The sequence below is a fragment of the Acidobacteriota bacterium genome (assembly GCA_039028635.1).
Classification (GTDB): domain Bacteria; phylum Acidobacteriota; class Thermoanaerobaculia; order Multivoradales; family JBCCEF01; genus JBCCEF01.
The window spans coordinates 1-19,202 of record JBCCHV010000029.1 but is presented as its reverse complement, the minus strand read 5'-3'; the positions used below and the strand labels follow the sequence as shown (position 1 = coordinate 19,202).

Sequence of the window (19,202 nt, the reverse complement as noted above, 5' to 3'; positions counted from 1 at the left end):
AAGCCATGAGAAAGCCCTTGACCAGTTTCCCTGAGACCTCCCTCGCCAAGGGATGGCGGGCCCTACCGTTGCTGTTGCTCTGCCTCGCCTGGCTGGTCGCGGTCCTTCCGGCTCGGGCCGAGGGCGAGAAAGATCAGGGTCTGCCGACCGTGCAGGAGAAGATCGAAGCGGCCGGACTCGAAGAGCGCTCGGGGCTGCTGGACCTGTTCGTCGATGAGGCGGCGGGAGCCGTCTGGCTGCGGGTACCGCCGGCCGATGACCGCGGGGTGGCGGGTCGTTACCTGTACTTCGAGGCCCTGCTCACGGGGCTGGGGTCGAATCCCATCGGTCTCGACCGCGGCCAGCTCGGCGACGGCCGGGTGGTCCAGCTCCGGCGCCTCGGCGGGCGTCTCCTGATCGAGGAAGAGAACCTACGCTTTCGCGCCCTGTCGGAAGATCCCGAGGAGCGCCGCGCGGTGCGCGAGTCGTTCGCTCCTTCGGTCCTTTGGGCCGGCCCCGTCGCCGCCCTCGACGCCGACGGCACGGCGCTCGTCGACATCACTTCCTTCGCGTTGCGCGACGCCCACCAGGTGGTGGCGCGGTTGAGCGAACGCCAGGAAGGCGCTTTCGTCCTCGACCTCGAGCGCAGCGCCGTCGATGCCGACAACTGCCTCGCCTTTCCCGACAATCTGGTGCTCGAGGCGCGGCTCACCTTCACTTCGAGCGCGCCCGGCGATCTGGTTTCGGCCACCGTGCCGGCGCCGGAGGCGGTGACCCTGGTCCAGCACCAGAGCTTGGTGCGGCTGCCCGATGACGACTATCGCCCGCGCCCCTTCGACCCCCGGCTGGGTTCCTACGAAATCTCCTTCCAGGACTATGCGGCGCCCCTCGACGAGCCCTTGATTCGCCGTTGGGCGGTGCGTCACCGCCTCGAGAAGGTCGATCCCGGGGCTGCCGCCTCGCCGGTGACCGAGCCGATCGTCTTCTATGTCGACTCCGGGGTGCCGGAGCCGGTGCGCAGCGCCCTTGTCGAGGGCGCCTCCTGGTGGCGTGAAGCCTTTGCCGCGGCGGGCTTCGAGGACGCCTTTCGAGTCGAGGTCATGCCGCCGGACATGCATCCCCTCGACGTGCGCTACAACGTCATTCAGTGGGTGCACCGCTCGACCCGCGGTTGGTCCTATGGCGGCGGCCTGATCGATCCGCGCACCGGCGAGATGATCAAGGGGCACGTCTGGCTCGGTTCCCTGCGGGTGCGCCAAGACCGGCTGCTCTTCGAAGGCCTCGCCGGGGTGGCGAAGACCGGCAGCGGAGCGCCCGACGATCCGGTTGAGATGGCGTTGGCTCGAATCCGCCAGCTCGCCGCCCACGAGGTCGGACACGCCCTCGGACTGGCCCACAACTTCGCCGCCAGCAGCTATGACGATCGCGCCTCGGTGATGGACTATCCGCCACCGCGGGTCGGGGTGACGGCGGCCGGCGAGCTCGACTTCTCGCAGGTCTATGGCGTCGGCATCGGCAGCTGGGACAAGCACGCCGTGGCCTGTGCCTATGGCGAGCCGGCGGCGGGGGAGGGGGAGGCGGAGATGCTCGCTCGCTGCGTCACCGAGGCCGAGGAGCGGGGCCTGCTGTTCTTGAGCGACGAGGATGCCCGCGGCGGATCCTTCCATCCCCGGGCCAGCCTTTGGGATGACGGCGAGGATCCGGTGGCGACCCTCGAACGGGCGCTGGCGGTGCGCCGCATCGCCCTCGCCGACTTCGGTGCCGATCGGTTGGCGCCGGGGCGGCCGCTCGCCCTGCTGGAAGAGGTCCTCGCCACCGTCTACCTGCATCACCGCTTCCAGCTCGCCGCCGCCGCCAAGGTGCTCGCCGGCGTCGACTACCGCTATGCCCTGCGGGGTGATGGTCAAACGGCGGTGCGGGCGGTGCCCGGGGAAGATCAGCGCAGGGCCCTCGAGGTCGTGCTCTCGACCCTGCGGGCGGCGGAGCTCGACATCGGTGAGCACGTGCTCGCCGTGCTGCCGCCGCGGCCGGCCGGGTTCGATGCCAACCGAGAGCAGTTCCAGGGCGATCTCGGCCGCCTCTTCGACCCCCTCGCTGCCGCCGCCACCGCCGCCGGCCTGACCCTCGACCAGGTGCTCGAGCCCACCCGTGCCCTGCGTCTGGTCGAGCAGCATCGCCGCAACCCCGCCTTGCCCGGCCTCGAAGAAGTGCTGGACGAGCTCTCGGCGGTCGCCTTTCCGCAGGCCTCGGCGAGCTCGCCGCGGCAGCTCGCCATCGAGCACCGGGTGCAGTGGTTGGTGGTGCAGGGCCTGATCCGCCTGGCCCACGACGAGGCAGTGGCGGTGGAGGTGCGGCGGCGAGTCGAGGACCAACTCGAGGAGCTGCGCCGGGAGCTGCGGAAACCGCCCGGCCGGCGCCAGCCGGTGAGCCCCCAGAATGCTTTCCTGGGGCGCGAGATCGGCCGCTTCCTGGAGCGTCGCGAGCTGCCGTCGATGGCGGTGCCGGCAGCACCGGTGCCGCCTCCCGGGAGCCCCATCGGTGGGGCGCACGACTTCTGTGGGGGAGCCTTCGACGCTCCGCTATAATCCGCCGCAATGTCCAATCCACTGGTGCAGTTGCGGGAAGTCTCCAAGGTCTATCGCCGGGGAAGCGAGCGGGTTCAGGTCCTCGACCACCTGACGGCCGACATCGACGCCGGCGACTTCGTCGCTTTGATGGGGCCTTCCGGCTCCGGCAAGACGACGTTGCTCAATTTGATCGGCGGTCTCGACCGCCCGACCTCCGGCACCATCCAGGTGGGGGAGGAGCGCATCGACCGCGCCTCGAACGCGCGCCTGACGCGCTGGCGGGGGCGCCACGTCGGGTTCATCTTTCAGCTCTACAACCTGATCCCGGTGCTCACCGCGGAGCGCAATGTCGAGCTGCCGCTGTTGCTCACCCGCTTGGGCAAGGCCGAGCGTCGCCAGCGCGCCCGCACCGCCCTCGAGGTGGTCGGGTTGGCGGACCGCGCCAAACACTATCCGCGCCAGCTTTCGGGCGGCCAGGAGCAGCGGGTGTCGATCGCCCGCGCCATCGTCACCGACCCCACCCTGATCCTGGCGGACGAGCCCACCGGTGACCTCGATCGCGTTGCCGGCGACGAGATTCTCGATCTCCTCGAGCGCCTCAATGGCGAGTTCGGCAAGACCATCGTGATGGTGACCCACGACCCGCGAGCGGCGGAGCGCGCCCAGCGGACGGTTCATCTCGAGCAGGGCAAGCTGGCTCAGGAGGCGGTGGCGTGAAGTATCTCCACCTCGTCTGGCGCAACCTGACGCGCAAGAAAGTGCGCACCGGCCTGACGGTGCTGTCGATCTTCGTCGCTTTCTTCCTCTACGGCTTGCTGACGGCGATCAAGGTGGCCTTCGGTGCCGGAATCGAGATCAATGGCCTGGAGCGGCTGGTGATGCTCAACAAGGTGTCGATCATCCAGCCCTTGCCCCTCGCCTACCGCTACCGCATCGAGGGCCAGGACGGCGTGGCGAAGGTCAGTCAGGCGAGCTGGTTCGGCGGGATCTACCAGGATCCCAAGAACCAGATGTCGCAGTTCGCCGTCGATCCGGAGGCCTATCTCGCCATCTATCCCGAGTTCATCTTGCCGGAGGAGCGTCGCCAGGCCTGGTTCGACAACCGCGGCGGCGCCATCGTCGGCCGCGCGACGGCCAAGCGCTTCGACTGGCAGGTCGGGGATCGAGTGACCTTCGAGGGCACCATCTATCGGCCCCCGGACGACCCCTACTGGGAGTTCGTCATCGAGGGCATCTACGAAGGTGCCGACAGCACCGCCGACGACAGCCTCTTCCTGTTCCACTACGACTACCTCGAAGAGCGCATGGGAATGCTCGGCGCCGTCGGCATGTACATCATCGAGGTCGCCGAGCCGGACCGCGCCGCCGCCATCGCCGAGAACCTCGACAAGCTGTTCGCGAACTCGTCGGCGGAGACCAAGACCTCCACCGAGAAGGCCTTCGTCCAGGCCTTCGCCAACCAGACCGGCAACATCGGCGCCATCGTCACCGGGGTCGCGGCGGTGGTCTTCTTCACCTTGCTGCTGGTGGCCGGCAGCGCCATGGCGCAGTCGGTGCGCGAGCGTATCCACGAGATCGGAGTGCTCAAGACCCTCGGCTTCGGCGATGGCAAGGTGATGGCCTTGGTCCTTCTCGAGTCGAGCCTCCTCGCCCTGCTCGGTGGTGGCGCCGGCCTCGGATTGATCTATTACCTGAGCCGAAACTTCGACCTCGGCGGAGCTTTCTTGCCCACCCTCTACATGCCCAACAATGCCCTGGTGCTGGGCATCGCGATGGTGCTCGGCCTCGGTCTGATCACCGGCGCGGCGCCGGCGCTGCAGGCCCTGCGGCTCAAGGTCGTGGATGCACTGAGGCGGGCCTGAGGTGTTTTCTTGGATCTCCCAGGTGGTCGCCGTGACCACCTTCAGTCTGCGCAGCTTGCCCCAGCGGGTGGGATCTTCGCTGGTCACCATCGTCGGCGTCGGCGGCGTCGTCATGGTGTTGGTCGGGGTGCTCTCCATCGCCTCTGGCTTCCAGGCCACCCTGGCGCGCACCGGCGATGATTCCAACGTCCTGGTGATGCGCTCCGGGGCGACCTCCGAGATGGTCAGCGGGCTGTCCCTCGAGTCGGTCCAGATCATCGTCGATCAGCCGGCCGTGCGCCGTGATGGCGACGGTCGACCGATCGCCTCCGGCGAGCTCTTCGTGGTCGTCGATCAGCCCAAGCGCTCGACCGGCACCGGCGCCAACGTGCCCCTGCGTGGCGTCGAGCCGGCGGCCTTCGCGGTGCGCAAGGAGTTCGAGCTGGTCGATGGGCGCTTCTTCGAGGAGGGGCGCAACGAGCTGATCGTCGGCCGCGCCGCCTCTGAGGAGTTCGCCGGCCTGACCCTCGGGTCGACGGTGCGCTGGAGCGACATCGACTGGCAGGTGGTCGGCATCTTCGAAGCCGGCGGCACCGCCGAGGACTCCGAGGTCTGGTGCGACGCCCGCGTCCTGCAGCCCGCCTACCAGCGCGGCACCTCCTTCCAGTCGGTGCACGCCAAGCTCGAATCGCCAGCCGCCTTCGAGAGCTTCCAGCAGGGGCTCGAGGCGGACCCGCGGCTCAACGTCAAGGTAATCCGGGAGACCGACTACTACCAGGAGCAGTCGACGGTGATGACCGCGATCATCCGCGGCCTGGGATCCCTGGTGGCGCTGTTGATGGGCTTCGGCGCCGTCTTCGGCGCCCTCAACACACTCTACGCGGCGGTGTCCTCGCGCACGCGCGAAATCGCCACCCTGCGCGCCCTTGGCTTCGGCTCGCTACCGGTGGTGGTGTCGGTGCTGGCCGAGGCTCTCTTCCTCGCCGGCTGCGGCGGGGTTTTGGGGGCGGCCCTGGCCTATCTCCTGTTCAACGGTTTCCAGGCCGCGACCCTGAACTTCCAGACCTTCTCCCAGGTTGCCTTCGCCTTCGCGGTGACCCCGCCGCTGATGGTCGCCGGCATCGTCTACGCTCTGATGATGGGCTTCGTCGGTGGCTTCTTCCCGGCGGTGCGGGCGGCCCGCCTGCCGGTGTCCGTCGCCCTGCGCGAGCTCTGAGCCGCCGGTGCCCGTGGGGCGCCCGGCAGCAGCAGCTATTCGCGGGCCGCACCCTGCATCGTCTCGCCTCGTCGTCGGCGCCTCGCCGATCTGAATTTGCCAGTCTCGGAGTAGTTACTCCGTTCCTCCCGGGGTCACCATCAGGGGATTCGGCCAGTCCCCGGAGTAGGTTTCGCATTTTCAACCCTTTGAGAACAAAGGAGGCTGCAATGGTCGATCTCTTCAATGGTGCTGTGGATCAGGACTCTCTCTTCGAGGTCACCCCTCTGGAGGACTTCCCGGCCGACGTTTCTTTCGATCTGACCGCCACCGGCGGCGCCTGCTGCAACTGCTGTGGATGTTGCTGCGACGTCGAGCCAGCGGCGGAGCGTTAAAGCTAGACCGCAGAATTCTCGATTTGAAGGCGTGACGGCTCGGCCCGGCCGAGTCGCGGGGACTGGCCTTTTTCGACTCTGCCGAGAGCGTGGTGACACCGCGGGTGGCCACCCTCTCAATCGCTGACCGAAGGTTGCAGGGACGGGGCGGACGATGCTCGACAAACCCAGGCTGAAGACCTATCTCACCATTTTTCCCATCTCGAGCACCGCCTGGGGACTGCGCGGCGGTGAACACGAGCTCTGGCGCCTCGATCTCAAGAACGAGCGTGCCCTGGCCGTCTTCGGGGCGGTGCTGCCTCATCTCACCGGCGAGCGCTCGCGTCCCGAGATCCAGCAAGCGGTGGCCGAGCAGGGCATCACCGCCGGCGAGGTCGACCAACTGATCGTCGGTCTGGCCCAGCGCGGTCTGCTCGAGGAAGGCGATGGGGCCCGCCTACCGGCCGAGGTGGAGGAGCGCTTCTCGCACCAGATCTCGTTCTTCTCGCGCTTCTCCGATCAAGGCGGGGCGGGGCACCAACGGCGCCTGATCGAATCCACCGTGACGCTGGTCGGGGAGGGCGCCCTGGCCGGCGCCCTCGGGCGCCAGCTCGAAGGGGCCGGCATCGGCGGCGTGCGTCGCCTCGAGCTTGCCGGCGGCGGGCGTCCGGCGCTGTTGGCCGGAGAGGGCTTGCCGAAGGACTCGCAAGAGCTGGTGCTGGTGACCCAGGAAGGCTTCGATCCGGAGCTCGTCGAGGCAATCAACGGCTTCGCCCTGGAGCGGCGCTTCCCTTGGTTGTTGGTGCGCATCCTGAGCTTGCGGGAGGCGGCCATCGGTCCCTTCTTCCTGCCCGGCAGCACCGCCTGCTTGCAGTGCTTGGAGGCCCGCGAGGCGAGCCATCGCGGCTCCTTCGACGAGCACCGCGCCTTGGCCGAGCGGTTGCGTGAGATCGGTCAGGGTGGGGCCCGCTGCGGCGGCCTGCAGCCCTTCTTCGAGGCCGTTGCCGGCATCGCCGCCACCGAGGTCGTGAAGTTCTTGACCGACTTCGCCGCCGTCGAGCTGGCCGGCCGCTACCTGACCTTCGAGCTCGGTCGCTGGCGAGCCGAGCCTCACGAGGTGCTGCGCTTGCCGCGTTGTGCTTTCTGCCACCCGCTCACCCCCGAGGCCCATCCCTGGAAAGAGGTCACCTATGGCAAGTAGGTCGGCCGTCGAGCCGCGGGAGCCGCGCCACCTGCGGCAGACCTTCGAGCTGCGAGATGTCGATTGGAGCGACCCCTTCGAGACGGTGCGCAAGGGCAAGCGCTTGATCTCCTCGCGTACCGGCTTGATTCGTCATGTCGGTCCCGGGGCCTTTCGCCAGGGGGATACGCGCTGTTTCTCCCTCGGCGTCTCGGCCTGCGACACCTCGCGCTTCTCCTCGCGCGGCAACTCCGGCATCAAGTCCGGCGGTGGTGGAGCGACCTTCGAGGTCGCTCTGGCGGCCTCCATCGGCGAGGCGGCGGAGCGCTACTGCATGCTGTTCTACGACCGCGACGAGATGATCTTCGCGCCCCATCGCGAGGTCGCCGCCGATGCCGTGGCGCCGGAGCTTCTGCGGCTGTTCTCACGCCCGCAGGTGGAGAATCCGCCGCCGCGCTATCGCGCCGACTATTTCGACGAGGACGCCCCGGTGTCGTGGGTCTGGGGCTGGTCCCTGACCGAGAACCGGCCCAAGCTGGTGCCGGCGACGCTGGTCTATCTGGGATTCGAGTATCGCGACGGCGAGGCGGTCACCGGGCGCAACGCCTCGAGCGGTCTGTCCGCCGGTGGCACCCTCGAGGAGGCCATTCTCTCCGGCCTCTACGAGGTGATCGAGCGCGATGCCTTCACCATCCACTGGCTGCAGCGTCACATGGGGCCGCGCATCGAGATCGACGATGAGGCCATCGACCGGCTGGTGCGGGAGAGGTACTACCCGGATCACCCGGACGTCGACCTCGCCGTTTACGACGTCAGCCTCGATCTCGGTGTTCCCTCGGTGCTCACCATCCTGACCCGGCCGGCCGAGTACGGCACCGTGCTGTGCGTCGGCAGCGCTTCTCGCCTGTCGGCCCGGGACGCGGTGTACAAGACCCTGGTCGAGTCGAGCCAGGCGTTGCCCTACTTCCGTTTTCAGCTCGACCGCCTGGCCGACTGGGAGCCGGCGGAGGACTTCTCCGACCTGCGCAACTTCGAGGAGCACTCGCTGCTCTACATCAAGCGTCCGGAGCTCAAGGAAGAGGCCTTCCGTTTCTGCCGCGAGGTCGACCGCCGGGTGGTCCTTTCGGACCTGCCGGAGCTCGCCACCGGCCGCCCGTTGGGGGATCTCGAGCGCACCGTCGGCCTGCTCGCCAAGGCCGGCTACGAGGTGGTGGTGGCGGACATCACGACTCCCGATATCGCCGAGGTCGGCTTCCACGTGGTGCGGGTGATCGTGCCCGGACTGGTGCCCCTGCACGGCGACCACAACATGCCCTTCTTGGGCCAGCAGCGCCTCGAATCGATCCCTCGGGACCTCGACTGGCAGCGCTTCGGCTGGGATCCGACGGCCGGTATCAACCCCTATCCCCATCCTTTTCCCTGAGGCAGAGCTCACCATGCGCAAGGATGAATGGACCGCCCTCACCGACCTGGTCGATCACCGGCAGGTCTCCTCGTTGGTCACCGAGTCGTCGCTCAGCGAGCTGTTTCACGAGAACACCAAGCTGCACGCCGCCAACACGCGCTCGTATGGCGAGCGCATCGCGGCCATCACGCGCAACCCGGAGATGGTGCAGACCATCTCTCAGCCCTACAAGGTCTATTCCCTGAGCCGGCCCTGCGAGCTGGCGCCGGTGGCGGCGGAGAGCGGCCTCGAGCAGGCCATCGAAGCGCGGCGATCGGTGCGCACTTATCGTTCGGAGGCGATCTCGCGGGACGATCTCGGTCGGTTGCTGCACTTCGCTTACGGGCGCACCGACAAGCCGGGCTACTTTCGGGCGGTGGCCTCCGGTGGGGCCCTCTTTCCGCTCGAGATCTACACCATCGTGCTCTCTGGAGCGGACCTCGAGGCCGGCATCTATCACTACGGCCCCGAGGATCACCGTCTCCACTTGCTGCGCAGCGGCGATTTCCGCTCGCAAGTGGAGGAGTACGTGCTGCTCGAAGGGGTGACCACCGACACCGCCTCGGCGCTCATCGTGATCAGCGGGTTCTTCTCGCGCTCGACCTTCAAGTATCAAGACCGCGGCTACCGGATGATCCTGATGGAGGCCGGCGCAGTGGCTCAGAATCTCGGCCTGGTGGCCACCGAGATGGGCTGGGGCGGCTGCCTGATGGGAGGGTTTCTCGATGACCAGCTCAATGCCCTGCTCGGCCTCGACGGCCTTACCGAGGCGGCCTTGTTGCCGATGATCCTGGGACGACCGACGCCGTGATCGCCGACCTCGAGGAACGCGTCGAGGAGCCCGCCGCGATCGTCCCGCAGGACCCGACCAGCGCTGCCATCGCCGCCGAGGGGTTGACCAAGGGCTACGGCAAGAAGGCGGTCCTGAGCCAGGTCTCCTTCCGCGTCGAGCCGGGCGAGGCCTTCGCCCTGTTGGGACCCAATGGCACCGGCAAGACCACTTTGCTCGACATCCTCACCGGCCTCAAGACCCCCAACTCTGGTCGCGCCTGGGTGCTCGGCCGGGACCCCGCCGATGGCGCCCTCAAGGCGCGTCGCGGTGTCCAGCTCGAGAGCTTCGCCTTCCCCTTCTTCGCCAAGGTGAAGGAGGTGATCTGGATGCACCAGGGCTTCCACCGCGGGGGCCTCGACCCACAGACCCTGATCGAGGCCTTCCAGCTCGACACCGAGAACTACGTGCGCTACCTGTCGAAGGGGCAGCGCCAGCGGCTTTCGCTGCTGCTCGCCTTGCTCGGAGAGCCGGAGCTGATCTTCCTCGACGAACCGAGCTCCGGCCTCGACCCCAAGGCCCAGAGCCGTCTGTGGGAGATCCTCCGCCGGGCGGCCGGCGACAGCACGCTGTTCTTTTCCACCCACGACATGGTCGAAGCGGAGCAGCAGGCGGATCGGGTCTGCATCCTGCACGATGGCCGGGTGGTGGCCTGTGGCTCGCCGGAGCAGCTCTGCCGCGAGGCCATCGGCCCGCGCCGCAAGCTCGTCCTGCGCGGCGTCGAGCCGCGAGTGCTGTTCGCCAGAGGCGGCATCGATCGTCGCCACGTGATGGTCTTCGGCAGCGAGACGGTCCTCTACCACGACCAGCCCGAGGAGCTGCTGCGGAGCCTGCCGATTCGCGGCGACCTGGTGCAGATCCAGATGGCCGACGTTTCGCTGCGCGATGTCTTCTTCAAGCTCACCGGAAGGAGCAGTCATGTCGCGCGCTCTGCCTAATCTGCTGCGCATCACCGGCCTCGAGCTTCTGTGGAGCTTCCGGGTGCCGGAGGTTCTGGTCTACAACTTCCTCCTGCCGAGTATTCTCCTGCTCCTGCTCGGCTTCATTCGCGGCGGCGATCCCGAGTACATGGGGTTTCTGGTCACCGGCCTGCTCACCCTGTTTCTCTCCTCGAGCGCCATGCAGGCGGCCGGCAGCACCCTCGGCACGATGCGCCTGGGGGGTACCCTGCGCAGCCTGCGAGTGTCGCCGATTCCGGTGAGCCTCTACCTCACCGGCGTCGCCTTGAGCCGCATCGTGCGCATCCTGGCGGTGGCCGCCATGTTGCTGCTGGTGGCCTACCTGGTATTCGACTTTCGCGTCCGCGGCAATTTGCTGGTGCTCTTCCTCTACGCTCTCCTCGGCGCCGTGACCTTCGCCGCCCTCGGCGGACTGCTGGCCTGCCTGGTGCGCACCCCGCAGTCGATCTCCAGCACCATCAACCTGATCTTTCTGCCGATGCTGTTCACCAGCGGCGTTTTCTACCAGTCCGAGCTGCCGTGGGTGAACACCGTCTCGTTGGCCTTTCCGCTGACCTTCCTGGTGCAGCTGATTCGGCCCGAGGCACTCGGCTGGGGGGAAGCGCCATCGGTGCTCTGGAACCTCACCATTCTGCTCCTCTGGACGGTGGTCTGCGGAGTCGGTGCGGCCTATCTGCTGCGTCGGCGATCCTGATAGATTCGCCGCCTGTGATGGCACGCTTTCTCTCCCTGCTCTTGATCCTGTCGTGCCTCGGCGCCGTCCCGGCGGTCGCCGAGGAGAAGACCGCTGGTGAGCTGTGGGTCGACGATTTCGAAGACGGCGATCTCGAGTCCCTGCTCGGGCGCCGCTGGCTCCCGCTGACCGATCAGGTGGTCGAGGGAGTTTCCGAGGTCGAGGTCTCGGTGGTCGCCACCGACGGCGGCAAGGCCCTTGCGATCCAGGGTGAGGTCAAGGCGGGCTTCTCGTTCCCCTTCGCCGGCGGCGTCACCGCGCTGGGACCGAAGGACCGCGAGCCGCGGGATCTCGGCGCTTACCGCGCCTTGAGGTTCAGGGTGCGGGGCGATGGCAACCTCTACGAGGTGGCGGTCTACCGCCAGGCGGTCGAGGATCACAACGATTTCCGCCACCGTTTCGTGGCGCGCAGCGAATGGAGTGAGGTGACGATTCCGTTCGCCGACCTGCGACAGTCGGCGTTTTGGGGTCAGCGCGTGCCCTGGGGGGCGGAAGATCTCTGGGGCTTCGGTTTCCAGAGCAACTCGGTGGGCTCCTTCGCCTTCGAGATCGACGACATTCGGTTCGTTCGCGAGCTCGACGGCTCCTGAGGTCGTCGCCTCCGGTTCAGACCGCGGGAAGGGTGAGGAGAGACCTTGAACGATCAAGCCGACAAGCTGAGCGACCTGCGCATCGATGACCAGGATCGCCGCGGCGACGGTGGCGGCCGTGGTCTGCGGCTGGGCCTCGCCCTGCTCCTGCTGGTGCTCGCCCTCGCCGTGGCCTGGTGGTGGCTGCGGCCTCGAGCCGTCGAGGTGACCACCACGGCCCTCGCGGTGGAAGGCGCGGGCCGCCCGTCGGCGGCAGTGCTCGATGCCTCCGGCTACGTGGTGGCCCGGCGACGGGCGACGGTGTCGTCGAAGATCACCGGCAAGATCGTCGAGGTGCTGGTCGACGAAGGGTTGGCGGTGAAGCAAGGCCAGGTGTTGGCGCGCCTCGATCCGGCCAGCCCCGAGCGCCGCCTGCGCCTCGCCGAAGCGGAGGTCGAATCGGCGCGCAGCGCCGTCGCCGAGACCGACGTGCTGCTCGCCGACGCCCGGCGCACCCTGGCGCGGTCGCGCTCGCTGGCGGAGCGCGAGATCGTCAGCCAGTCGGACCTCGACGCCGATATCGCCGCGGTCGATGCTCTCGAGGCGCGCCTCGCCCTCGGCCGCGAGCAGATCGCCGTCGCCGAGCGCCGCGTGGCGGTGGATCGCCAAAGCCTCGACGACACGGTGGTGCGGGCGCCCTTCGACGGCATCGTGGTGACCAAGGACGCCCAGCCGGGCGAGATGATCTCGCCGGTGTCCGCCGGCGGTGGCTTCACCCGCACCGGCATCTGCACGCTGGTCGACATGTCGTCCCTCGAGATCGAGGTCGACGTCAATGAGGCCTTCATCAACCGGGTGCGGCCGGCGCAGCCGGTGCGTGCGATTCTCAACGCCTATCCGGAGTGGTCGATCCCGGCCTCGGTGATTACCACCGTGCCTACGGCGGATCGGCAGCGCGCCACGGTGCGGGTGCGGATCGCCTTCGACGAGCTCGATCCCCGCATCCTGCCGGAGATGGGGGTCAAGGTGGCCTTCCTCGAGAGTGCCGCCGAGGAGCCGGCGTTGGCGGCCGAGCCGACTCGTCGTTGGCTCGATCGCCGAGCAGTGCGCCGCGTCGACGGCGAGAGCGTCGTGTTCGTCGTCGCGGACGGCGTGGCGCGCCGCCGGCCGGTCACCCTGGGCAGCGAGCGCAGCGGCCGGGTCGACGTGCTCGAGGGCTTGGAGCCCGCCGAGACGGTCGTTCTCGAGGCTCCGAGCGAGCTCACCGACGGCGTCGCGGTCCGCTACTGAGGGCCTCCGAGGTCCGGGCGAGCGGGCTGCGGCCGGTTCGGCAGGACCGGGTCACCCTCGGCGTGAGCCTGCAGGAACTCCATGACGATCCGGGTCGAGGCGGGGTTGAGGGTGGTGAAGTGGGATTCGGACTCGACCTCCAGCAGCTCGGCGCCGGGAATCTGATCCCGGGCCCAGTAGGCGTGAGAGATATCGACCGCTTCGTCGCCAGGGCTGTGGACGATCAGCGTTGGCACGCGCACGTCCATCCTGGGCTCGGGATCGAGCGATGCGAACTGCCACTGGTCGTTGGCCTTTCCGGGGTAGCGGCGGCTCGGCGGGCTGGTCACGGTCCTCAGCTGGCGTAGTCGCTCGACGGCGAGCCCCATGCTGCGGGTCTCGGCGGGGAAGTAGCGTTCGAAGAAGCGATTCGGCAGCAGCCGAAACATCACAGCGCCGAGGTACCCCTTGGCATCGGGGCCGAAGATCCCGGTGTCTGGTCTCAGCGATTCCGCAGCGATCGGCGTGCCGCGATCCGACGGGTCGGCGAAGCGATACTTGTCGTCACCGCGAACCCGAGTCGAAAGCAGGACCAGGGCGCTGATGCGTTGCGGGTATCGGCCGGCGAGCTCGAGGGCCGTCGGTCCAGCGCCGGACCAGGCGAGGACCGAGCTGCGGGTGGCGCCGAGGGTGTCGAGCAGAGCGATCATCGCCGCCGCCGCTTCGGCAGGGCTCGAGCCGACTTCGACCGGCGTGCGGAGGTATCCGGGTCGGGAGGGGGCGATGAAGCGGAAAGACCTCTCGGCGCGGATCCACTGCGCCAGCAACAGTCCTTCATCGTAGCCACCGGGGGTGCCGTGGAGGATCAGCAAAGTGGCGGGGCCGCGCCCGCCTTCCAGGTACTCGACGGGCCCGCGGGGCGTGTTGGCCAACCGGCTGCTGGAGGCGAGCTGATGGACGATCCACGACCTGCGAAGGAAGAAGCTCAGCGGGTAGACGATCGCCAAGACGGCGACGATGATGAGGAGGGTGCGTAGCCAACGCCGGAACCGCGACTTTCGATCTGCCATGGGGCCACCTCTGGAGCGTTCGAGAGCTCGCCTCACGGACCCGACCCAGCGAAGCCATGGGCTGCATCGCAGGCCTCAATCTAATCCCTTTGGGCCGCGGCCAGACCATTGCCTAGTCTTGCGCGCACATCACCGGTCGCTGGATCCGATGGCGGCGCGTACTCGGCGGCCGCGACCCTCGACGGCGACCTCGATTTCTCCGAGCTCTTCAGCCGAGAGGGGCTTTTCGGTGTTCAGACCGAGGATGTACTGGTTGCGCAGCTCGGCGTTGATCTGGGCATAGGCCTCGCCGAGCTGCTCGATGCGGTCGATGTCGAACAGGCGGCCGCCGGTGCGGGCGGTGACCGCTTCGAGGTCCGAGTAGTGGAAGGGCCGAACAGGGCGGCCGCCGAGGCTGGCGCTGCCCAGGCCGGCGAGGGACAGGATATAGATCGGAACCCCCTGCTTGCGCGCCAGCTCGATGGCGCGCCGGTGGCCGAAGCGGCTGCCGGCGTCCTGACCATCGGTGAGCAGCACCAGGGCGCGACGGCCGGCATTGCCCTCGATCTGAGCGAGGGAAAAGACGATCGAGTCGTAGAGTGCGGTGCTGCCGCCGGGATTGAGCACGGCGAAGCTGCGCAGCAGGTCGAAGACGTCCTGGCTGACGCCGTGGACCAATCGCGGACGATCATCGAAGGAGACCAGGAAGGCGCCGTCGCTGGGGGCGAGGGTCTCGGTCAGGAAGCGGGCGGCGGCCTTTTTGGTGTCCGGCATCAGGCCCCACATGCTCTCCGAGGTGTCGATCAGCAGACCGATGATCAGCGGCACCTCGTCGGCGACCTGGAAGCGATCGATGGTCAGCGTTTCGCCCTTGCGCTCGACCGCGAAATCGGCGGCGGAAAGGCCTTGAACCGGGGTGCCGTCGCGGTCCGAGACGACGGCGTAGATCTCCACCAGATTGACGTCGACGCGGTCCGAGAGGGCGGGCGCCGACAGCAGGACGACGTCTTCCAGGAACTGGCCGTCGTCGAGGTAGGCGACCACTCGCAGGTAGTCCTCAGGGCGTACCTGTGGGGTCGCGACCTCGGCGGCGAGGGTGCCGTCCTGCAGCTCGGCGGCGGGAAAGGTCTCGATCAGCTCCAGGTTGCGATAGAGCTCGGCGCGGGCGAGCTGGCGGCGAGGCGGCACCTGGACCTCCGCCGTCACCCGCACCGAGCCCGCTGCCGGCTCGCCTTCGAGAGCGGCGAAGCGCACCCGGAAGGGGCGGGCGCCGCGGTTGATCTCGATGGCGTGCTCGGCGAGGGGGCGACCTCCGACGGTCTCGGCGACCACCTTGAGGGTCATCGGAACAGCCTCGTCCCCGAGGTCCACGACGGTCGAAAAGGGCGCCTTCTCGTCGCGTCCCACCTCGCGGTCGTCGAGGTAGAAGACGGCGCGACCGATGGCGTCGCTGGTGGCCAGCGTTTCGAGCCGAATCCGACCCTTGATGGCGCCGGACACTGCCCCTGAAAAGCGGCCGGCCCCGGCTCGCCGGGGCGGCAGGAGAACGATGACGCGGTCTGCGATGTCACTCTCGGTGGCCGTCGCCGAAGCCGCCGCCGTCGGCGCGGTGCCGGCTGCGCCGCCGGCCGCCGCCGTCGGTGGCTGAAGGGTGCCCGATCCCAGCGGTTCACCGGCGGTGATCACGCTGCGTCCGACGGGAGCTGCGAAGGGCGAGTTGACGAAGGGCAGCTTGAGAGCTCCCCAGGCGCCGCTGGTGAGGTCTTCGAGGACCACGGCGACGACGCGAACGTCCTCGGAAACGGACAGAGTCCGCTGGAACAGCCAGTCGGTGCCGACGGAGCGCTCGGCGATGGCGTGTACCTCGTGGAGAACGAAGGGCTCGGCATCGAGACGCTCGGCGACCAGGGTGAGACGGGCGGTGGTGGCGGCGCCCGGCCGGAGGGCTTCGGACTCCTCCCTCTCCGGGGCAGCATTCGACCACAGCAGGGAGACCTCGAGGCGATCGGAAGCGCTGGCCGATCGCTGCTCTCGGTCGACTCGCAGGGCGCCGCTCAGGAGGAGCCGCGTCTCGCCGCGGCCGGCTCCTCGGAGGGAGCCCTCGAGGGCCTGCCGGGCGCGCCGCTCGGAGACGCTGCGCGGGCTCCCGGCGGTGGTCCAGCGTGGGCTTCCCGCAAGCGGTACGGCGCCGACGGTCACCGGTCGACCGTCTTCGCTGGCGAGATCGCAGGTCACCAGGTCGTAGTCGGTGCTGGCGGTCAGCCAGGCTTCGAGGTCGGCCGCGGTGGTCGCTACCGAGCCGCCGCTCTCGGCGGCGAGGGCTTCGAGGTCCGCGGTCGAGGGGGCGAGCGCTGTCGGGACTTCTCCCAGGGCGACGGCCTGGGTCGACCAGCCGCCGGCGGCCAGGCTGCGGGCCCAGTGGGCGGCGATTTGTTGCTCGGCGGCTGGGGTCGGGAAGCCGTCCTCGATCAGCAGCAGCGCGCGTGGCCCGCGCGCCGCCGAGATCGCCAGGTAGTCGAGCAGGGCTGACCGCGAGCGCCGCCAGAGGGCCTGCTCCTCGCCGGCGAGCTGCTGGTGAAGGGCGGAGTCACCGTCGCCGAGGGCGGCCCGCTCGTCGCGGATCTCGACCCGCTCGCCGGCGAGCACGCTCTCCTCGGCGAGGATCTCGAGCCCTTCGCGCAGCGCCGCCGCGTCGCCGGTGGCATCGAGGTAAGGCGTCGGATAGGGGTCGACGAGAACGACCTCGACGGGGCCGCGGGCGGCCAGCCGATCGGCCTCGTCGGCGAGGGCGAGAGCTGCCCGACGCATGCCATCGGGGGTCAGCATGGCGGGATCGAAGTAGATCACCGTGAACCAATCCCGCACCGGCGTCCGGCGCAGCTCGGGGCAAGCTTGGCCGGCGATTTCCAGGCGCTCGGTGGCACGCGGCAGCACCACCTGGACCTGGCCGAGGGCCGGAGCGACGACGGAGACGGTGAGGACGAGACCGAGGGCGGCGGCGAGAGCTCTCATGGGGTTGCTTCCCATGCAGCTCCCGTGCCCGCCGGCGGCATCGGCCGGGCGGCGCGGCTCAGCCCGGTCGCAGGATCGAGCTGCGCGGCGCGGCCGGTGGCTCTTCCTTCTCGGGCTCGGGGGTGAAGTCCTCGCCGGGATTGATGAAGCGATTGGTCTCGAAGCGGTGTTGTTTGTCGTAGAGCTCGCGGTAGCGGCCGGCCGCCGCCAGCAGCTCCTCGTGGGTGCCGCGCTCGACGATGCGTCCGCCTTCGATCACCAGGATCTGGTCGGCGCTCTGGATGGTCGAGAGGCGGTGGGCGATGACGAAGGTGGTGCGGCCCGAGCGCAACCGGCCGAGGGCTTCCTGGATCAGCCCTTCGCTCTCGCTGTCGAGGCTCGAGGTGGCTTCGTCGAGGATCAGAATGGCCGGGTCCGCCAGAATGGCCCGGGCGATCGCCAGGCGTTGCCGCTGGCCGCCCGAGAGCTTGACCCCGCGTTCGCCGATGACGGTGTCGTAGCCGTCTTCGAAGCCGCGCACGAAGTCGTCGCAGTGGGCCACCCGCGCCGCCTCTTCGATGGCCTCGCGGCTGGCTCCCGGATGGCCGTAGCCGATGTTGTCGGCGATGGTGCCGTCGAACAGGAAGTTCTCCTGCAGCACGACGCCGAGGTGGCGGCGGTACTCGTGGAGGCGGATTTCCGAGAGGTCGTGGCCGTCCACCGAAACGCTGCCGCCGAGGGGCCGATAGAAGGCCGTCACCAGGCCGATCAGAGTGCTCTTGCCGGAGCCGCTCGAGCCCACCAGGGCGGTGGTGGTGCCGGCCGGGGCGTGGAAGTCGATCTCCTGCAGCACCGGGACGCCCTCGTCGTACTCGAAGGAGACATCGTCGAAGGTGATGTCGCCGCGCACCTCCGGCAAGCCCTGGCGTCGGCCGTCCTCGGCGTCTTCGGCACGCACCGCCATCAGCTCGCGGATGCGGTCGAGGCCGGCGAAGGCTTCGCTGAGCTGGGTGCCGATGGAGGCGATCTGGACCACCGGCGAGACCATCATGCCGGTGAAGAAGATGTACATGATGAAGTCGCCGAGGGTCATCGAGCCGGAGAGCATGGCGCGGCCGCCGAGGACCATCATGAGGACGCCGACGCCGCCGAACAGCACGCTGGCGAGGGAGCCGACGCCGGCGACGGCGGTGACCGACTTGGCGACATTGCGCAGCAGACCGTGGACGCCGCGGGCGAAGATGCGCTGCTCGCGCTTCTCGGCGGTGTAGACCTTGACGATGCGGATGCCGCCGAGGGCCTCCGAGAGGCGACCGGTGACCTCGGCATTGAGCTTGCCGCGCTCGCGGAAGAGCGGCCGCAGGCGGCTGAAGGCGAAGCCCATGATGGCGCCGAAGATCACCAGGACGGCGAGGGTGATGGTGGTCATGCGCCAGTTGAGCCAGAACAGCACCACAAAGGCCACGGCGGCGGTGAGCAGGCTGCCGATGAGCTGGACGATGCCGGTGCCGACGAGATTCCGAATGCCCTCGGCGTCGGTCATGATGCGCGAGATCAGGACACCACTCTTGGTGGAGTCGAAGTAGCTCACCGGCAGGCGGTTGACGTGCTCCTGAACGCGGCGCCGGAGGTCGGTGATGGAGCGCTGGGCGGCGACCCCCAGGAGCTGCGACAGGCCGAAGGAGGTGAGGGCCTGGACGACCGTGGCGATGCCGGCGGCGGCGGCCAGGGGCATCAGGAGCTCGGCGCGGCCGGCGCCGACGACCTCGTCGAAGAGGATCTTCGAGCTGCCCGGCAGCACCAAGCCGGCGAGGCGGCTGATGATCATCAGCATGAAACCGACCGTGAGACGCCCGCGTCGAGCCCACAGGATCTGACGCGCTTCTCGCCAGCCATCGGTCAGGCGATGGCGGGTCGACTTTTGTTTCGATTCTCCGGACAAGGGGGAGGCTCCCGGCAGGTCAGCAGTGCGACCTAGCAGGTTGCTGAAAAAGTCCGCTTTGCGACTTTTCCAGCGCTGCTAGCTGTTTTTTCCGAGAGGGGCTACGCGCCCCTCTCCGGCCCGCGAAGCGCGGTTCGTGGGCCTCCTCTCCCGTCGCGGCGGCACCGCCGCCGCTGGGCCGGGGGCGCCCAGCCCTTCCGGGCCCGGAAGCAGGTTGCCGATGAGATGTACAGCAACCTGCTAGCGATCATAACCGCAACCTGCCAGCGATTGCGGTTATG

General features: G+C 68.6%; 15 protein-coding genes. 12 read left to right on the top strand and 3 right to left on the bottom strand.

Annotated features, from left to right (window positions below; translation table 11 throughout):
• Positions 1–17 precede the first annotated feature (17 nt).
• The 12 genes from AAF604_13055 (at position 18) to AAF604_13000 (ending at position 12,960) form a co-directional block, all read left to right on the top strand.
• The gene (locus tag AAF604_13055; protein ID MEM7050587.1) at positions 18–2,564 is read left to right on the top strand and encodes a zinc-dependent metalloprotease; all 2,547 of its coding nucleotides are present in this window, start codon (positions 18–20) and stop codon (positions 2,562–2,564) included.
• Positions 2,565–2,573: 9 nt separating this feature from the next.
• Positions 2,574–3,263 carry an ABC transporter ATP-binding protein gene (locus AAF604_13050; protein MEM7050586.1) on the top strand — a complete coding sequence of 230 codons (690 nt, stop codon included), beginning with the start codon at positions 2,574–2,576 and terminating at the stop codon, positions 3,261–3,263.
• Entirely contained in the window at positions 3,260–4,408 is a 1,149-nt protein-coding gene (locus AAF604_13045; GenBank protein MEM7050585.1) for an FtsX-like permease family protein, read from the top strand. The genes AAF604_13050 and AAF604_13045 overlap by 4 nt, the downstream gene beginning before the upstream one ends.
• A 1-nt stretch (position 4,409) precedes the next feature.
• Positions 4,410–5,603 (top strand): ABC transporter permease, encoded by a 1,194-nt coding sequence (locus AAF604_13040; protein ID MEM7050584.1) that lies wholly within the window; start codon positions 4,410–4,412, stop codon positions 5,601–5,603.
• A gap of 209 nt (positions 5,604–5,812) precedes the next feature.
• The gene (locus AAF604_13035; GenBank protein MEM7050583.1) at positions 5,813–5,977 is read left to right on the top strand and encodes a hypothetical protein; all 165 of its coding nucleotides are present in this window, start codon (positions 5,813–5,815) and stop codon (positions 5,975–5,977) included.
• 154 nt (positions 5,978–6,131) lie between these two features.
• The gene (locus AAF604_13030) at positions 6,132–7,157 is read left to right on the top strand and encodes a TOMM precursor leader peptide-binding protein (protein ID MEM7050582.1); all 1,026 of its coding nucleotides are present in this window, start codon (positions 6,132–6,134) and stop codon (positions 7,155–7,157) included.
• On the top strand, positions 7,147–8,559 hold the full coding sequence (locus AAF604_13025; GenBank protein MEM7050581.1) for a YcaO-like family protein: 1,413 nt from the start codon (positions 7,147–7,149) through the stop codon (positions 8,557–8,559). The genes AAF604_13030 and AAF604_13025 overlap by 11 nt, the downstream gene beginning before the upstream one ends.
• Positions 8,560–8,572: 13 nt before the next feature.
• The gene (locus tag AAF604_13020; protein MEM7050580.1) at positions 8,573–9,391 is read left to right on the top strand and encodes a SagB/ThcOx family dehydrogenase; all 819 of its coding nucleotides are present in this window, start codon (positions 8,573–8,575) and stop codon (positions 9,389–9,391) included.
• A complete protein-coding gene (locus AAF604_13015) occupies positions 9,388–10,347 on the top strand; it encodes an ABC transporter ATP-binding protein (protein ID MEM7050579.1) in 960 nt (319 codons plus the stop codon). The genes AAF604_13020 and AAF604_13015 overlap by 4 nt, the downstream gene beginning before the upstream one ends.
• Positions 10,328–11,062, top strand: coding sequence for an ABC transporter permease (locus AAF604_13010; protein MEM7050578.1), 735 nt, complete (start codon positions 10,328–10,330; stop codon positions 11,060–11,062). The genes AAF604_13015 and AAF604_13010 overlap by 20 nt, the downstream gene beginning before the upstream one ends.
• A gap of 17 nt (positions 11,063–11,079) precedes the next feature.
• Positions 11,080–11,691: a CIA30 family protein gene (locus tag AAF604_13005; GenBank protein ID MEM7050577.1), complete on the top strand. Its 612-nt coding sequence runs from the start codon at positions 11,080–11,082 to the stop codon at positions 11,689–11,691.
• Positions 11,692–11,736: 45 nt separating this feature from the next.
• On the top strand, positions 11,737–12,960 hold the full coding sequence (locus tag AAF604_13000; protein ID MEM7050576.1) for an efflux RND transporter periplasmic adaptor subunit: 1,224 nt from the start codon (positions 11,737–11,739) through the stop codon (positions 12,958–12,960).
• Here AAF604_13000 and AAF604_12995 read toward each other — a convergent pair.
• The 3 genes from AAF604_12995 to AAF604_12985 all read right to left on the bottom strand — a co-directional run bounded on the left by AAF604_12995 (position 12,954) and on the right by AAF604_12985 (position 18,921).
• The gene (locus AAF604_12995; protein ID MEM7050575.1) at positions 12,954–14,009 is read right to left on the bottom strand and encodes an alpha/beta hydrolase; all 1,056 of its coding nucleotides are present in this window, start codon (positions 14,007–14,009) and stop codon (positions 12,954–12,956) included. The two genes, AAF604_13000 and AAF604_12995, sit on opposite strands and share 7 nt — an antisense overlap.
• A gap of 129 nt (positions 14,010–14,138) precedes the next feature.
• The gene (locus AAF604_12990; GenBank protein MEM7050574.1) at positions 14,139–17,000 is read right to left on the bottom strand and encodes a VWA domain-containing protein; all 2,862 of its coding nucleotides are present in this window, start codon (positions 16,998–17,000) and stop codon (positions 14,139–14,141) included.
• Between the two features lie 58 nt (positions 17,001–17,058).
• Positions 17,059–18,921 carry an ABC transporter ATP-binding protein gene (locus AAF604_12985; GenBank protein ID MEM7050573.1) on the bottom strand — a complete coding sequence of 621 codons (1,863 nt, stop codon included), beginning with the start codon at positions 18,919–18,921 and terminating at the stop codon, positions 17,059–17,061.
• Positions 18,922–19,202: the final 281 nt, after the last annotated feature.

Bases quoted from the DNA above. Each gene is read 5' to 3' on its own strand.
- AAF604_13050 (MEM7050586.1), top strand. From the start codon at position 2,574: ATGTCCAATCCACTGGTGCAGTTGCGGGAAGTCTCCAAGGTCTATCGC.
- AAF604_13035 (MEM7050583.1), top strand. From the start codon at position 5,813: ATGGTCGATCTCTTCAATGGTGCTGTGGATCAGGACTCTCTCTTCGAG.
- AAF604_13030 (MEM7050582.1), top strand. From the start codon at position 6,132: ATGCTCGACAAACCCAGGCTGAAGACCTATCTCACCATTTTTCCCATC.
- AAF604_13025 (MEM7050581.1), top strand. From the start codon at position 7,147: ATGGCAAGTAGGTCGGCCGTCGAGCCGCGGGAGCCGCGCCACCTGCGG.
- AAF604_13020 (MEM7050580.1), top strand. From the start codon at position 8,573: ATGCGCAAGGATGAATGGACCGCCCTCACCGACCTGGTCGATCACCGG.
- AAF604_13010 (MEM7050578.1), top strand. From the start codon at position 10,328: ATGTCGCGCGCTCTGCCTAATCTGCTGCGCATCACCGGCCTCGAGCTT.
- AAF604_13005 (MEM7050577.1), top strand. From the start codon at position 11,080: ATGGCACGCTTTCTCTCCCTGCTCTTGATCCTGTCGTGCCTCGGCGCC.
- AAF604_12995 (MEM7050575.1), bottom strand. From the start codon at position 14,009: ATGGCAGATCGAAAGTCGCGGTTCCGGCGTTGGCTACGCACCCTCCTC.
- AAF604_12990 (MEM7050574.1), bottom strand. From the start codon at position 17,000: ATGAGAGCTCTCGCCGCCGCCCTCGGTCTCGTCCTCACCGTCTCCGTC.